12 protein-coding genes and 7 pseudogenes are annotated in these 14,624 nt (G+C 62.3%); 4 read left to right on the top strand and 15 right to left on the bottom strand.

Annotation, left to right across the window (positions count from 1 at the left end; translation table 11 throughout):
* Nucleotides 1-5 precede the first annotated feature (5 nt).
* From CFB47_RS38185 to CFB47_RS38120, 15 genes and pseudogenes are all read right to left on the bottom strand, one after another.
* On the bottom strand, nucleotides 6-542 hold the full coding sequence (locus tag CFB47_RS38185) for a TlpA disulfide reductase family protein (RefSeq protein ID WP_226206419.1): 537 nt from the start codon (nucleotides 540-542) through the stop codon (nucleotides 6-8).
* Nucleotides 543-546: 4 nt separating this feature from the next.
* Nucleotides 547-1,173, bottom strand: a complete 627-nt coding sequence (locus CFB47_RS38180; RefSeq protein WP_046544056.1) for an SCO family protein — start codon at nucleotides 1,171-1,173, stop codon at nucleotides 547-549.
* Between the two features lie 77 nt (nucleotides 1,174-1,250).
* On the bottom strand, nucleotides 1,251-1,712 hold the full coding sequence (locus tag CFB47_RS38175; RefSeq protein ID WP_034175753.1) for a cytochrome c: 462 nt from the start codon (nucleotides 1,710-1,712) through the stop codon (nucleotides 1,251-1,253).
* Nucleotides 1,705-2,607 carry a hypothetical protein gene (locus tag CFB47_RS38170; protein ID WP_143282323.1) on the bottom strand — a complete coding sequence of 301 codons (903 nt, stop codon included), beginning with the start codon at nucleotides 2,605-2,607 and terminating at the stop codon, nucleotides 1,705-1,707. The genes CFB47_RS38175 and CFB47_RS38170 overlap by 8 nt, the downstream gene beginning before the upstream one ends.
* Nucleotides 2,608-3,562: 955 nt before the next feature.
* On the bottom strand, nucleotides 3,563-4,213 hold the full coding sequence (locus CFB47_RS38165; RefSeq protein WP_027810695.1) for an NrsF family protein: 651 nt from the start codon (nucleotides 4,211-4,213) through the stop codon (nucleotides 3,563-3,565).
* 239 nt (nucleotides 4,214-4,452) lie between these two features.
* Nucleotides 4,453-4,674: a hypothetical protein gene (locus CFB47_RS38160; RefSeq protein WP_027810694.1), complete on the bottom strand. Its 222-nt coding sequence runs from the start codon at nucleotides 4,672-4,674 to the stop codon at nucleotides 4,453-4,455.
* A gap of 79 nt (nucleotides 4,675-4,753) precedes the next feature.
* Nucleotides 4,754-5,542 carry a molybdopterin-dependent oxidoreductase gene (locus tag CFB47_RS38155; protein ID WP_046544054.1) on the bottom strand — a complete coding sequence of 263 codons (789 nt, stop codon included), beginning with the start codon at nucleotides 5,540-5,542 and terminating at the stop codon, nucleotides 4,754-4,756.
* A 10-nt stretch (nucleotides 5,543-5,552) separates the two neighbouring features.
* A complete protein-coding gene (locus tag CFB47_RS38150; RefSeq protein WP_046544053.1) occupies nucleotides 5,553-6,137 on the bottom strand; it encodes a cytochrome b/b6 domain-containing protein in 585 nt (194 codons plus the stop codon).
* Between the two features lie 389 nt (nucleotides 6,138-6,526).
* Nucleotides 6,527-6,787 (bottom strand): annotated as a pseudogene (locus tag CFB47_RS41445) (NrsF family protein); the annotation flags it as partial.
* Nucleotides 6,788-7,039 (bottom strand): annotated as a pseudogene (locus CFB47_RS41440) (sigma factor-like helix-turn-helix DNA-binding protein); the annotation flags it as partial.
* A gap of 75 nt (nucleotides 7,040-7,114) precedes the next feature.
* Nucleotides 7,115-7,309 (bottom strand): annotated as a pseudogene (locus tag CFB47_RS38140) (integrase core domain-containing protein); the annotation flags it as partial.
* Between the two features lie 39 nt (nucleotides 7,310-7,348).
* Nucleotides 7,349-8,623, bottom strand: coding sequence for an IS256 family transposase (locus CFB47_RS38135; protein WP_371295762.1), 1,275 nt, complete (start codon nucleotides 8,621-8,623; stop codon nucleotides 7,349-7,351).
* 56 nt (nucleotides 8,624-8,679) lie between these two features.
* Nucleotides 8,680-8,988, bottom strand: a pseudogene (locus tag CFB47_RS38130) (transposase); the annotation flags it as partial.
* Between the two features lie 59 nt (nucleotides 8,989-9,047).
* On the bottom strand, nucleotides 9,048-10,034 hold the full coding sequence (locus CFB47_RS38125) for a cation diffusion facilitator family transporter (protein ID WP_027810736.1): 987 nt from the start codon (nucleotides 10,032-10,034) through the stop codon (nucleotides 9,048-9,050).
* 88 nt (nucleotides 10,035-10,122) lie between these two features.
* Nucleotides 10,123-10,545 (bottom strand): annotated as a pseudogene (locus CFB47_RS38120) (Cd(II)/Pb(II)-responsive transcriptional regulator).
* 82 nt (nucleotides 10,546-10,627) lie between these two features.
* Here CFB47_RS38120 and CFB47_RS38115 point away from each other — a divergent pair.
* From CFB47_RS38115 to CFB47_RS40965, 4 genes and pseudogenes are all read left to right on the top strand, one after another.
* Nucleotides 10,628-13,021, top strand: a complete 2,394-nt coding sequence (locus CFB47_RS38115; RefSeq protein ID WP_080289699.1) for a heavy metal translocating P-type ATPase — start codon at nucleotides 10,628-10,630, stop codon at nucleotides 13,019-13,021.
* A gap of 45 nt (nucleotides 13,022-13,066) precedes the next feature.
* Entirely contained in the window at nucleotides 13,067-13,399 is a 333-nt protein-coding gene (locus tag CFB47_RS38110) for a zinc ribbon domain-containing protein (protein WP_034175768.1), read from the top strand.
* A 529-nt stretch (nucleotides 13,400-13,928) separates the two neighbouring features.
* A pseudogene (locus CFB47_RS41435) lies at nucleotides 13,929-14,114 on the top strand (transposase domain-containing protein); the annotation flags it as partial.
* Between the two features lie 187 nt (nucleotides 14,115-14,301).
* Nucleotides 14,302-14,435, top strand: a pseudogene (locus CFB47_RS40965) (IS3 family transposase); the annotation flags it as partial.
* Nucleotides 14,436-14,624: the final 189 nt, after the last annotated feature.

Below are 14,624 nucleotides of genomic sequence, written 5' to 3'. Positions count from 1 at the left end.
ACTCATCAGGAAGCTTGCGCGAGCGCCTGCTCGATCAGATGATGCAGCGCGGGAAAGTCGGGCTCGCCGAGAATTCGTTTCAGGATCTCCCCCTTTTTGTCGACCACGAAAGTCGTGGGCGTCATGTTCACGTTGTCGAATTGCTGAGCGAGGCCGCCGTCCGAGTCCATTGCCACTTTGAAAGGAAGTCCGTGCGTACGGGTGTAGTTGACGACGTACACTGGCGGGTCGTACTTCATCGATACCGCGATGAAGTCGAATCCTTTCCCTTTGAACTTGTTGTACGTGTCAATCATCTGTGGCATTTCCTTGATGCAGGTCGCGCAACTTGTCGCCCAGAAATTGACCAGATATACCTTGCCGCGCAGGTCGGCCGTCGTCAGCTTCTGGCCCGACAGCAGGACGAAGGTCGCCTTCGGCACGGACTTCGTCGGAGCCAGTGCGAGGTATGCGGATACGAGAAGAGCGGCCGTTACCAGCGCGGCGGCGACCTTGCCGATTGAAAGCCTGAATCTGCGCGTCGCGGTCATGTCGGGCCTCATGATTTCATTCCAGCAATTGCCGTATGTCCGCCGCGAGTGTCGTGGCATCGGCACCGGTCTGCTCCAGCACGCGCACGGCGCCCTTTGTGTGGAACAGGAAGACATTGCCGTTATGCATAATGGTGTTATCGCTCGGTTCTCCGGATCGGCCGCCAAACACCTTCATCTGGCTGGTCGCGGTCTTCAGTTCCTCCGGCGTGCCGCGCAAGCCGAGAAAGCGCGGATCGAACGCGGATACCCACTGCCGTAGCACGGGCAAGGTGTCGTGCTCGGGATCGACAGTCACGAACAGTACCTGCACCTGACCGGCGTCCTTGCCGAGTTGCTGCATCGCCCGTCCAAGCTCCGCCATCGTCGTCGGACATACGTCCGGGCAGTGTGTGTACCCGAAGAACACCGCGACGACCTTTCCCCGGAAATCGGCCAGCGACCGCCGCCGGCCCGTATGGTCGGTCATTGTGACGGTCATCGTCAGTGGCGATGCGCTGATGTCCAAGCCCTTGAAGTCGGGCGTCCGACTGCACGCGACCAGCAGCATCGCGGCGGGCACGAGCGACAGGTAACGCAACGCGGTACGCCGGCCCGTGCACAACGGCTTGGCATGGGTCACTGGGGGCTTGCGAAACTGCATATACGATCCTTTATGGTGGCGCGTGACTGGCGGCTGTCGGATTGCGTCAGCGGGCGAACAGGTTCGGGAGGCCGGTGTCATTGCCGAGCCTCCGGCGGAAACGATGCGTCGCGACTCTCGGACCGCTGGAATGCGCGTTGTTCAGGTGTCCACATCGTCTTCAGATATTCGATCACGCTGCGAATCTCGATCGGCGTCAGCGTGGCGCCAAAGGGCGGCATGGTCAGCCGCTCGGTCTTGTTGAACGGATCGCGCCAACCGTCGTGGACGAGCTTGTACAACATGCCATCGGCGTGCTTCCACGTGTGTCCCTTTGCGTTGTGCGGGGGCGCGGGCATCTCGCCCAATGCATCGGGTTGCTGCCAGTTCGGTGCACCTTCACCGTGTGGCCCGTGGCACGACGCGCAGTTTTGCTGGTATATCGTCAGGCCGGCCTTAAGCAAGTCGAACCTGTGCGGCGATGCCGAGGTATCGCCGGCATGCGCGAGCGGCGCCAGCGTGAGCAGCGCGGCGAACGCGGCGGGTGTCGGCTTAGCCATCGAGGCGCTCCCATGTTCCTGCGTGATCTGCGCGGCGAAAGAGCGCGCCGTCGCCAGCCGCGTACAGCACCCCGTCCGGGGTGACTAGCAGAGCGGTGATCGCCGGGCCGGGCGCGGCCAGATGCGTCCATTGCTCGCCGCCGTCCCGGCTCAGCAGGAGTTCCTTGCCCAAAGCCGCGTAGATCTGCTGCGGTTCGCGTGGATCGTAGGTGACCGCATCCACTTTGCCGGTCAGCCCGCCGGCCTTGCGCCAGCCGCAGAAGCAGTCCATCGACCGGCTGACGCCGTTCGAGGTCGCGGCCAACAGCCAGCCGGTCTGCATGCTGCCGGGCATGTTCGAGTGAACAAGACGCAGGATCGTGGCTCGCGGTCCGGCATCCATCAGGCGCCAATCCCGTCCGTCCTTCTGGCTCCGGAAAATTCCACGCCCGGCCACATAGGCGTAAACCGTATCGGCCTGATCGGCATGCGTGGCAAGGGCCTCGACGGTACGGCTGGGCAGTCCCGCGTTGGTCGATTGCCAGCTTTGACCGTCGTTGTCGCTACGAAGGACGCCCAGACCGGGCCCGCCGACGTACAGCAGGCCCGGTCGCCGCGCCGACGTCGCGATGGCCAAGACGCGGCCATGCGTTTGCGGCAGCGCGATTCGATTCCAATGCCGCCCGTCGTCGACGCTCCGGTAGAGCGCATCGACGGTAGCTTTCAGCAGCACATGGTGGGACGCGTCGATCCCGAGCGCGACGATCGGGCTTCGCGCGGCCGTCGTCAGCGCATCCGCGCTGGCATCGTGCAGCGCGAGCAAGCCAGTGAACAGGACAACAACCACGCTCAGCGCGTGTGCTGGCAAGTTGCACCGTCCGAAGATTCTGCGCTTGCCGTCTTTTTTGGGTTTCATTGAAGTCTCCAAGACAAACGACTCCCGTTTGCCGACGATTTCCGGTCAATCCGTTCGTCCGCACCGCAACCGCGCCCGCCGGCCCTCAGCCGACGGACGGGACACAATTCAGCGCGCAGGCTTCAATCCCACACGCGGGATAGGCGGCGAAATCCGTCTTTTCCGCAGTGGTATGGCGGACGGAGCGGTGCGTCGTCGAAGGCGGCAATCGGCCAACGGACTAATCGCGCAGTGCGACGAAACGACACCGTCGTGCTGCGGACGCGAAGGAAAATCAGCCGAGACTGGGAGGACGCAGCAGCGTCCGCGGGAAGTCCTGCAGGATGAAATGCGAGGGGAGGTGGGGATAGCGGAACCGCTGATATTGAGAATCAGGGAGACTGGAATCCGCTTGGAGTACCGGCATGGTGGGACTGCACACCGTAGCAGCCTTGCACGGCTTGCCCATCAACGCATGCTGGCTGGCGTCCGCTGGCAAGCAATCGGCGGTGGCTGCCACCGTTCCCGTTGCCATCGCCGAACCTTCCGCGCATTCCCCCGACGCTGACAATGCCGCTCCCGCCTGTCCCAGGAAGGCCAGACAAACGAACAGCGAAAGGAGAAGGCGGACTGCAGCGGTCATACAAGGGGGGACGGACGCCCCGGCAATGGCGCAAGCATGACGAAGACTATATCAAAGTATTCGCGCTGATCGGCAACATTGAATTGAACGTTGCGTGAGAAGGCGGCCGAAGTTCGATCATCCGTCCACCGCTGCTTGCGCAGTGCATCGCAGCAATTTCCGCATGATGCCGGCGTATCGGCACGCGGCTGCGTCGCCCCGGGCGGTCCCGGATGGGTTTCACGCGTCAGGGGCACGCGAGCTGATCGCTGAATCGACGTGTCAGGTGGGGTGGCGGCGACGACTCCACGTCCGCGTTCGCGCCCCGGGAGTGGCGATGACAAGCGTAGCTCGTCATCGCTGCGGCGCGAGCCACCCCAACAGCCGTGGCCCATACCAGGCACTGAGCACGAGGAGGAGAGCTGTAACGCCGAAATTCCACAGGAGAACCATCACCGTTGCGTCGAGCGGATGGAGTAGTGACAGCGCTATCGTTGTCACGGCCGAACGGAGACCGCCCATTATCGCTACGGGCACCGGCGCGAAGCGCGCTGCGTGGCGCAGCATCGCAAGCATCAGTAGTGACAGCGGCGTGCCGGTGAGGGTCAGCGTGGCGAAGCAGCGCGCGGTTTCCCCGGCGGATATACCGTCCGGCCCAATTTTGATCCAATTGGTGAGGCACCCGTAACCGATGGTAGCTATCCACACGGCGAGTGCGGGCGCGGGAAGCAGCAACCACCGCCGTGAGCGGCCCGGAACGCTGACGATGAAAGCGGCCACCGCGGCGAGAACGCCGGTGGTTGCTGCTGCCACGCCGGTGACGAAAGTGGGCTGACCCAGCTTATTCATCAAGTCCGGCCGCACCCCGTGTTCGAGTGCCACCAGCGTCAATATCAGGGCTGCAAACGCCAGCCAGCATGCCGCCCGCAGCGTAGGCGGCAGCAGGCGTCGAACCGGTTTTGCCTCGGCGACCAGCGATTCGATCAGATCCTGGGTAGATGTCATGCTTCGCCTCCCCGCTTTCCGCTCGGCTGACGCTGATTGTGCCGCGCCCGGTGTGTCGCAGACCTTCGGCGTGGCCGTCGGGATCCCGCTGGCCACCGCAGCTTCCCATGCTAACGACGCTTCGTCGCATTTCCAGTGATCCGGATCGCATCCCACTGCGCCTCCGTCACGCGCTCATCCGGTCGAAGAGCCTCCGGCACCTGCAGCACTATGCAGTGCGACTCTTCTGGCTCAGAGGGCTAGTAGCCCTTCGCGCCGGAGGCGTGGTTCCCCATCCCGCTGTCTTGCTTTTTCATCATTTTCTTTTGATGCTTCATCGGTGTCTTGGCCATCGTCCCGCTGGCAGCCAGCGTTTCGGACGACATCGCATTGTTACTCATCACGCCGCTCGCTTGTGCAAACGTTGCACCGCCCGCCATCAATAGGCCAGCGGAACATGCAGCAATGATCAAGTTCTTCATTTTGCGCTCCTTGTTCATTACTTGATTCCGACGGATCGCCGGCTGCGTCGAGGGCGCCCGCTACGCGTTCCTTCGCGCCTCAGGAGCCGCCGAACCAACTGTACCCTTGGTCTTCCCAGTAACCGCCAGGGTACGTATTTGTGACGAACATCTCCATAATGTGCTTCGGGTTTTTGTAGCCGAGCTTTGTCGGCATCCGCAGCTTCATCGGAAAGCCGTATTCGGGCGGCAGCGTCTTGCCGTCGTACTGAAACGTCAGCAGTGTCTGGGAGTGCAGCGCCGTCGCCATGTCGATACTTCCGTAATAGTCATCCGCACATTTGAAGCCGACATACTTTGCCGACGTGTCCGCACCGATCCGCTGCAGGAATTCGCGGAAAGGCGTCCCGCCCCAGCGGCCAATCGCGCTCCATCCTTCCACGCAAATGTGACGCGTGATCTGTTCGGCATGCGGCAGTGCGTACAGCTCCGGTAGCGTCCAAGTGCGCTTTCCGGTCACAAGGCCGCCAATCTGCAGCCGGTAGTTCGAGCCGTCCACGTCGGGCACCTCGTCTATTCCGTAATACGCATTGAACGGAAACGGCCGCGTGATTTGCGCTTCGGTGTAAGTCGGCGCCAGCCGGGTCGGGTCGAACAGCCACGCCTGCACGCGGTCGTTCATCCGCGACACCCGCATCAGGAAGGCGTTGACCGATTGGTCGTCGGTGAGGCTGCAGCCCGTCAGCATCGCGAGGCCGCCGAGCGTCAGCGCGCGCTGGGTGAAGAGGCGCCGCGACGGCAGCGCCAGTTCGCGTTGCGCGTCTTTCAGGATCGACTTGCGATCGAGCGACGGGCTGACAGGAAAACTGATCTTCTGCCTAATGGACATCGCAATCTCCTCAGCGTCCGCGGATCATCGTCAGCAGCGAGCGGGGCACCACGGCGACCATCGCGACATGCACCACGACGAACGCTACCAGCACGGCCATCGCGCAGAAATGGACGATGCGCGCGGACTCGTAACCGCCCATCAATTCCCGAAGCAGCGGGAACTGCACTGATTTCCAGAGCACTATCCCGGACAGCACCAGTACGATCAAGTCGATGATCGCAATCAGGTAGGCGAGTTTCTGCACCGCGTTGTAGTTGTGCAAATCGTCGTGATGCAGCTTCCCAGCCAGCGCTCGCATGAGATCGCGCAGCACGGCCACCGGCGCCAGCGGAAAGAATTTACGAAAGAGGCGCCCGGTCACGAGGTTCAGCACGAGATAGACGATGCCGTTGAAAACCAATACCCACATCGCCGCGAAATGCCATTGCAGCGCGCCGGCGAGCCACCCGCCCAGCGTAATGTCCGGCGAAAACATGAATCCTTTGAAGATCGGCGACGCATCATAGATGCGCCAGCCGGACAGCACCATCACGATCGCGGCGAGTGCGTTCACCCAGTGCGTGATGCGTAGCCAGATCGGATGAATCGCCATGATCGCCTCTCTTAACCGCACACCGTCAGAGCGGTCGCCTGCAGCTCGCCGCTGTCCCTTGCGCCCATGCGTGACGGTGACGATGCCGCATGTATCAGATTGTAGATTTAGCTGGTACTGCCGACCGCGATTTTCTGGCACATTTCGACGGCTGCACGACGTGCAGCTCCGCCGCCCGTCAGCCACGAGCGTCTTGCCGCCGCTTTCGTCTGCTTGAACCGGCTGCAAGACCCGCTCGTCGCCGAAGTACCGGCACGCTCCGCGTCGACCAACACTTGAGACCGTGTCCGACCATCCTGTTATGTCGAGATTCGACGTTGGCGTGCTTGCGAAGAAGGTTCGTGGCAATTGCGGCGTCGCAAGAAGGAGAGCGAAATCCCATCCGCTAATCACTCGCCCGCTCCGACCCAACGGAACAGCCGCGCGCCGTACGACGCGCTCGCGATCAACAGGACGATTATCAGCCCGACGTTCCACGCGAGAATCATCATCGTGGCGTCGAGCGGATGATAGAGCGATAGCGCGACCGCCGTCATCGCGGAGACGGCAACGCTTCCCGCCATGACCACGGGCACCGGCGCGAGACGTGCGGCATGGCGCAGCATGATCAGCAGTGTCAACGAAAGCGGCACACCGGTGAGCACGAGCGTGACCCCGCGATGGACCGCGACCTCCAGGGCGGCAACCGTCATGCCGCTCGCGACGGCCGCTTCCTTCAACGACATTTCCTCGAGTTTGAGCGTCCGGATCGCGTCGCGCTGGCCCTGTGGTAACCGGGAGGGCGCGTCGCGCAGCACCCGCGAATCGGCTGCCTCCTCCATAAGATTCGCTCCGTGGCCGGCCAAGGTTTCGTGGTCGGGGTCGAGCGACATCTCGCGTGATGCCGCACGGCCCCGGCGACGTTGTATCAGGCAGGCAGAGGTGGCTCCGTACGTTCGGACAGTCGTTTCGCGATTTAAAGTGGAAGCCGCTGATCGTTAAGCTGCCGTTTTGATCGCAGGCAGCATCGCGAAGTAAGCCTCGTCCGGCGTCCGGTCGGTCAGACTGGAATGAGGCCGTTGCCGGTTGTACCACGTCATGTAAGCGGCGATCGACTCGCGGGCCTGGCTCACCGATTCATACGGTTTTAAATATACCTATTCATATTTCACACTCCGCCATAGCCGCTGAACCTGTCCGCATTTTTGTGGGCGAGGCGGTTGAACAACAGGTTATCCACGCGCCTGCGTGAATCGCTCGCCGAACAGGATAGCAAACTGGTTCATCGCTGATTTCCAGTCGAAGGCGGCCCGCACGGTCTTGGCCAGCACGTTGCGCAGCGCCAGCCAGAGCAGCTTGATCGCCGCCTCGTCATTGGGGAAGTGACCACGGGTCTTGATGATCTTGCGCAGTTGCATGTTCAGACTTTCAATGGCATTCGTTGTGTACACGACCCGTCGAATCTCCGGCGGAAACACGAAGAACGGTATGACGTGCTCCCAGGCGCGCTGCCACGATTGCACGATGGTCGGATATTTCTCGCCCCACGGGCCGTCGGCGAAGTCCTGTAACGCCTGCCTTGCCGCCTCTTCGCTAGCGGCTGCGTAGATCGGGCGCAGGGCTGTGGCGAGCGCCTTACGGTCCTTGTAGCTGGCGTACTCGAGGCTGTTGCGGATCAGATGCACGATGCAGGTCTGAACGGTTGTCCGCGGATAGGCTGCACTGATGGCCTCGGTCAGCCCCTTCAGGCCATCGACCACGGCGATCAGGATGTCCTGGCAGCCGCGCGTCTTGAGTTCGTTGAACACCTTGAGCCAGAACTTGGCGCCCTCGGTCTGCTCGATCCAGAGGCCCAGCACGTCGCGCTGGCCGTCGGCCTGGATGCCCAAGGCCAGATAGACGGCCTTGTTGCTGACCACGCCGTCGTCGCGGATCTTGACCCGCAGCGCATCGAAGAACACCACCGGGTACATTGGCTCGAGCGGGCGGTTCTGCCAGCTCAGCGCCTCGGCCATCACCTCGTCGGTGACCGAGCTGATGAAGTCGGGCGACACTTCGGTGCCGTAGTGCTCGGCCAGAAACCCTTGAATCTCGCGCACACTCATGCCGCGGGCGTACATCGCGATGATGCGTTCGTCGAAGCCGGTGAAGCGGCGCTCGTGCTTGGGAATCAGAATCGGCTCGAAGCTGCCGTCGCGATCGCGGGGGACTTCGACCCGAACCGGGCCACGATCGGTGATGACCGTCTTGCCGCTGGCGCCGTTGCGCTCGTTGGCTTGCCCGGTAGGCTTGGACTGGCCGGACGGGTAGCCCAAATGCAGATTCATCTCGGCGCCCATTGCGCGTTCGATGATCGCTTTGTTGAACGCCAGCATCAGATCCTGGACCTCGGTCGGCGTCATCGGCCCCTTGACCAGTTGGTCCAGCAGTTCCTTGGGCAACTCAGGCAGCGGCCCGCGGGCCGCTGCCTGACGCGCTACGGTTTGTCTTTTCTTCTTCATCGGCATATCCATGGCTTTTACACCTCATGATATGCCCCGCCCACAAAATGACGGATAGGTCCTAGCCGCTCGACGAACACATTGTCGCGCCAACTGCCCTTGCCATCCATCGACAGCCGGACGCCTTTGCCGAGCACCATCTCAGTGAACGCGTCGCTGGTGAATTGGCTACCCTGATCGGTATTGACGATTTCCGGCTGCCCATACCTCGCGAACGCCTCTTCCAGCACGGCGACGGCATGCTCGGCTTCGAGCGTGATGGCTACCCGGTGCGCGAGCACACGGCGGCTTGCCCAGTCGACGACTGCCGTCAGATAGACGAAGCCGCGCGCCATCGGAACGTACGTCGTGTCGAGTGCCCAGACCTTGCTTTCGATGATCGCCTTCAAGATGACTTCGCCGGAGGCTTACACTGAGACTGACTCCCCGGCTACACAACGTGTGCGGGAGCCAGAAGGCACGGATGCGACGGATCACCGGCCTCGATCTGAAACGTAGCGTGATTGATGGAGAAGCGCGTGCGTAGTTCCTCGCAGGCTGACTGAACAAACGCATCATCGATGCCGCCCCCGGGTCGTACCAGATGTACTGTCAACGCAGTCTCTGTCGTGCTCAGCGGCCAGATGTGGAGATCATGAACGTCCTGCACGCCAGGCATAGAAGCGAGAAAGGCCTGTACCTTCGCTGCATCTACCGCTTCCGGTACTTTATCGAGCGCCAGATTGACGCTGTCGCGCAGCAGTCCCCATGTTGAAAACAGAATCAGCGCCGCGATGCCGAGGCTGACAATCGGATCGAGCAGGGACCAACCGGTCATCATGATGACGAGTCCCGAGATCACGACTCCGGCGGAGACGGCGGCGTCCGCAGCCATATGCAGGAACGCTCCTTTGATGTTCAGATCGCCCGCACGTCCGCGGGCAAATAACAGCGCCGTTGCGCCATTGATCAGGATGCCGATTGCAGCGACGATCATGACGGTTCTGCCGCCGACCTGGTCGTTAGCCAGCCCCGAAGTCAGTCGCCGGATCGCCTCCACGGAAATGCCGCCAACGCCGACCAGCAGTACAACCGCGTTGGTCAACGACGCGAGGATCGAGCTTCTGCTGTATCCGTAGGTGCGACTATGCGTTGGTTTTCGCCGTCCAAGCCATGCCGCGAACCAGGCCAGCAGGAGTCCAAGGACATCGCCAAGGTTGTGTGCGGCGTCTGCGAGCAAAGCGATGGAGTGCGCCGCGAGACCATATACAACCTCTGCCACCACGAAACCGGCATTGAGCGCTGAGCCGATCGCGAACGCGCTATCGAACCCGGCGGGCGGTGCGTGATTGTGGTGGTGATGCCCGTGGCTATCCTGATGATGAGCGTGCTCGCCGTGGTCGTCGTGATGATGGTCGTGTCCGCTGGGGCGTGTCATCCTGGCTCCTACGTTCTTCATGGTCATGCCAACGCGATAGCAATGTGGATGCCTTGCACTCGCGCGCCATGTCGACTTGCGGTAATGCTCAGACGTGGCTGTGCGATGGGGGCGAACCAGCCATCACCGTCGTGCGAAGCTCCTGCATAATGCCGCAGTCTTCGACTGCATTCCTGGCGGCGCACCGGCTGCGCACAGCAATTGCCCTTTCAGCGCGTTGAGTTCGTCAATCCGTTCCGCAACGTGACCAATATGTTCATCGACAAGCCCGTTTACGCCAGCACAGTCAACGCCTGAGGCTTCGCTTGCATCCAGCAGCGTCAGGATCTCGGTGTGACTCATGCCCAGGCCCGGCAGTTTCGAAGGAAACGCAGCCTCTGAAGGTGCGTGTCGCCGTAGATCCGGTAATTGGTATCGGACCGTTCCGCAACGGGAAAAAGGCCTTCCTTCTCGTAGAACCGGACCGTATCGGCCGTGCAGCTGCCTGCATGGCCAGCTCGCTAATTTTCATACAAAATTTCCTTGCGCTGTGCTTGACCTTGGAGCGGCTCCAAGGTGTTTACTAGACCACAACGCGCTTAAGGAATCCAGCAATGTCCAAAACGACCCCTTCGTCTGGCGGAAACACCAATCTCCAGCAGGTTGGCCATCAGGATCAATCCGCTCACAGCCATGGCGGTCAGCTCGCCGCGGCAACCGACGGCTCCGCTCATGCTCACGATCGCGACCAGGAGCATTGCTGTGGCACCGCCCATTGGCATGAGCACGCTCCCGTACACAGCGACAGCCATGATCATGGCCGTGATCACGACCACGACCACGACGGCAGCTGCTGCACTCCCGGCGCAGCAACGTTGGGTGCGCTCGCCTCGCCGACGGTGGCCAGTGACAGCGTCTGCACGCCGATCCGCATTCTGCAGATGGACTGCCCCACGGAAGAAGCCTTGATTCGCAACAAGCTCGGCGCAATGGCGTCCGTCAAGGGCATGGAGTTCAATCTGATGCAGCGGGTGCTGACTGTTACCCACGCGCCGGACGCCCTCGCGCCGGTGCTCGACGCAATCCGCTCGCTGGACTTTACTCCTGAGGTTGCCAAAGCCGGTGGGCAGCTTGCAGCGGTTCCGGAAGCGCCCGCGAAGCCGTGGTGGCCACTCGCGCTAGCCGGTTTGGCGGCGATTGCGTCGGAAGCAGCGAGCTGGTTGGGACAGCCGGGATGGGTGAGCGCCGCACTGGCCATCCTTGCTGTCCTGGCGTGCGGTCTCACGACTTACCGAAAGGGCTGGGTGGCACTCCGCAACGGCAATCTGAACATCAACGCGCTGATAAGCATCGCCGTCACCGGCGCACTGGCGCTCGGCCAGTGGCCGGAAGCCGCGATGGTGATGGTGCTGTTCACGATTGCCGAGCTGGTTGAGGCGAAGTCGCTCGACCGCGCACGCCACGCGATTCAGGGTCTCATGCGGCTTGCCCCTGAAAAGGCCACCGTCAGGCAACCGGACGGCTCGTGGGCCGAAATCGAGGCGGGGTCGGTGATCGTTGGCTCCGTGGTGCGCGTGAAACCGGGCGAGCGTATCGGCCTCGACGGCAACATCGTGGCGGGGCGCTCGAGCATCAACCAGGCACCGATCACGGGCGAGAGCCTGCCGGTCGAAAAAGCCGAAGGTGACCTGGTGTTCGCTGGGACGATCAACGAAGCGGGCTCGTTCGAATATCGCGTCACCGCGGCGGCGGGCAGCACGACGCTCGCCCGTATCATCCACGCGGTGGAGGAAGCGCAAGGCGCGAAGGCGCCAACTCAACGGTTCGTCGACCAGTTCGCACGAGTCTACACGCCAATCGTGTTCGCGATCGCCATGGCGGTCGCGGTCGTCCCGGCGCTGGTGATGAACGGGAACTGGCATGACTGGATCTACAAGGCGCTCGTGCTGCTCGTCATCGCGTGCCCGTGCGCCCTTGTGATTTCGACGCCGGTCTCAATTGTCAGTGGCCTCGCCGCTGCAGCGCGCCGTGGCATCCTGATCAAGGGCGGCACCTACCTTGAACAGGGGCGAAAGCTGACCTGGCTCGCTCTCGACAAGACAGGCACGATCACCCATGGCAAGCCGGTGCAGACTGATTTCGAACTGCGTGCGCAGGTCGACCTCGCGAACTGCTGCGCGTTGGCCGCGAGTCTTGCAAGTCGCTCCGATCATCCGGTTTCACTGGCGATCGCCAACGCCGCGGAGGTGCAGCATCTTCCGCGTCTGCCGGTCGATGACTTCGAAGCAATTCCCGGCCGCGGCGTGCGCGGCACGATCGATGGCGTGTCCTGGTCGCTCGGCAACCACCGGCTGGTCGAAGAAATGGGACGTTGTTCGCCGGACCTGGAGGCCCGTCTGGATACCCTTGAGCGACAGGGAAAGACGGTCGTCATGCTGGTCAATAATGACCGCGTCGTGGCGCTCTTTGCGGTCGCAGACACCGTGAAGGACACCAGCCGCGCAGCCATCGCGGAATTGCATCGGCTGGGGGTGCGCACCGCGATGCTCACCGGCGATAATCCGCACACGGCAGAAGCGATTGCCGGGCAGGTCGGCATTGACCAGGCGAAGGGAAACCAGTTGCCTGAAGACAAGCTCAATGCCGTCGATGCATTGGCGGCCGACGGGGCGACAGTCGGCATGGTCGGTGACGGCATCAATGACGCGCCGGCGCTCGCGCGGGCCGATATTGGCTTCGCAATGGGCGCAATGGGAACGGACACCGCGATCGAGACGGCAGACGTCGCGCTAATGGATGACGACCTGCGAAAGATTCCTGCCTTCATCCGCCTGTCCAGAGCGACGCATTCCATCCTCGTGCAGAACATAACCGTGGCGCTTGGAATCAAGGCTGTCTTCCTGACACTCACGGTGGCGGGGTACGGAACCATGTGGATGGCGGTATTCGCCGACGTGGGAGCCAGTCTACTGGTGGTGGGCAACGGCCTGCGTCTGCTGCGCAAGTGAACGGCAGGCAGTGCCAGAACTGACCCGACTCTACTGGAGGTTGCGATGGGGTGGTTGGAAAGAATACTTGGTGGTCATCATGGCGGCCGCGGTAGCCACGAGGGCGGACGGGACGCACACGGCGGTGGCCACGGCTATGGTGGCGGCCACGGCTCAGGTGGTCATCATGACCAGGCTTGGGGAAGGACGGCGGCACCTCCGCAGCGTGCCACGGACGCCGTTACCTGTCCGAAATGCATGACGGCCAATGCGCAGGGCGCACGTTTCTGCAGTCAATGCGCCACGTCGCTGGGTCCAGTGGTATGCGGAAAATGCAATGTTGCGCTGGCGACCGGCGCGAGGTTCTGCAGCCAGTGCGGCAGTCCGGTCACTGGATGACGCCCGCCGTTAAACTGGCGCTTCTTACGCTTCCGCCCCTTCTCGCAGCAGGCGCCGGGGCGCTCGTCGTATCCGTGAAGACGCCCGGTGCCCGCACAACCAGTGTCATCCAGCATTTCACCGGCGGCATCGTGTTCGCAGCTGCGTCCCTGGGGTTACTGCTCCAGGACAGAACGCACACGACGACCCCAGTCGTCATCGGCTCCGTACTGGGCCTGTTGCTGACGCTGGCATCCGGCAGATGTGCGACCGGCTGGAGAGGTGGTTGGAAGATGCAACGCTGCCGACAGGTCTGATCATCGTCACGGCCATCGACCTCATCGTCGATGGTCTGGTACTTGGTATCGCATTTTCGGCGGGCGAACAGACGGGCCTCATCCTCACGATAGCTCTCACGCTCGAGGTGCTTTTTCTCGCGCTGTCGGTGAGCGCCGCGCTCAACGTTGCGCGCACAAGCAGGCTGTGGACGCTCGCCGTACCGGTCGTGCTCGCCGCATTGCTGAGCATATCCGCGGTTGGCGGCCACGCGTTGTTCGCCGGCTCACTGCGCGCGGGGCAACGTGCAGCCGCGATCATGAGCCTGATCCGGTCGGCGCAGCTTAACGGCCATGATCCGTACGCCTACCTGAAAGAGGTGCTTACCCGACTGCCCACGCATCGTGCCGACGACATCGCGGCGCTGCTTCCGCATCGCTGGACGCTCGCCGCGGCTTGATCAGCGGCACCTCACGAGTCTCGGTGCCTTTACCGGGTGCTTACCGATGTTGAGCACTATCGCTTAGCTGAACGTAACGGCTGCGATCACGACGTCTGAAAGAGATGGCCGCGCAAATTCGGACAGTGGGATCAGTGGAACGCTCGGGGCCTGAGCCGGCGATAATGCCGACAAAGGAACCAGAAAGATGACGAAGAGAACCCGACGGACGCACTCAGCCGTGTTAAAAGCGAAAGTGGCGATGGCGGCGGTCAAGGTGAGCGGACGCTAGCCGAACTGGCGCAGCAGTTCGATGTGCACCGGGCATCCGCTTGTCCATGGACGGCAAACGTGCCGAGCGACAAAAACAGCCTGGTGCTGCACGGCGATAACGGCGCGACGCTGCGTTGCGATGGCCCCGCACGTCGGCAGCAAACAGCCTCTGGCTGCATGAATCAGGCGGCAACTACATTGACGCGCGCCGATCTACCAACCTCAACACCTGTCGCGCCGGACATGACGGAATTGTCA

It is taken from the genome of Burkholderia sp. AU27893 (assembly GCF_002223205.1).
Classification (GTDB): domain Bacteria; phylum Pseudomonadota; class Gammaproteobacteria; order Burkholderiales; family Burkholderiaceae; genus Burkholderia.
Note: the sequence above shows the minus strand (reverse complement) of the source record. Positions and strands in the feature narration are given on the sequence as shown.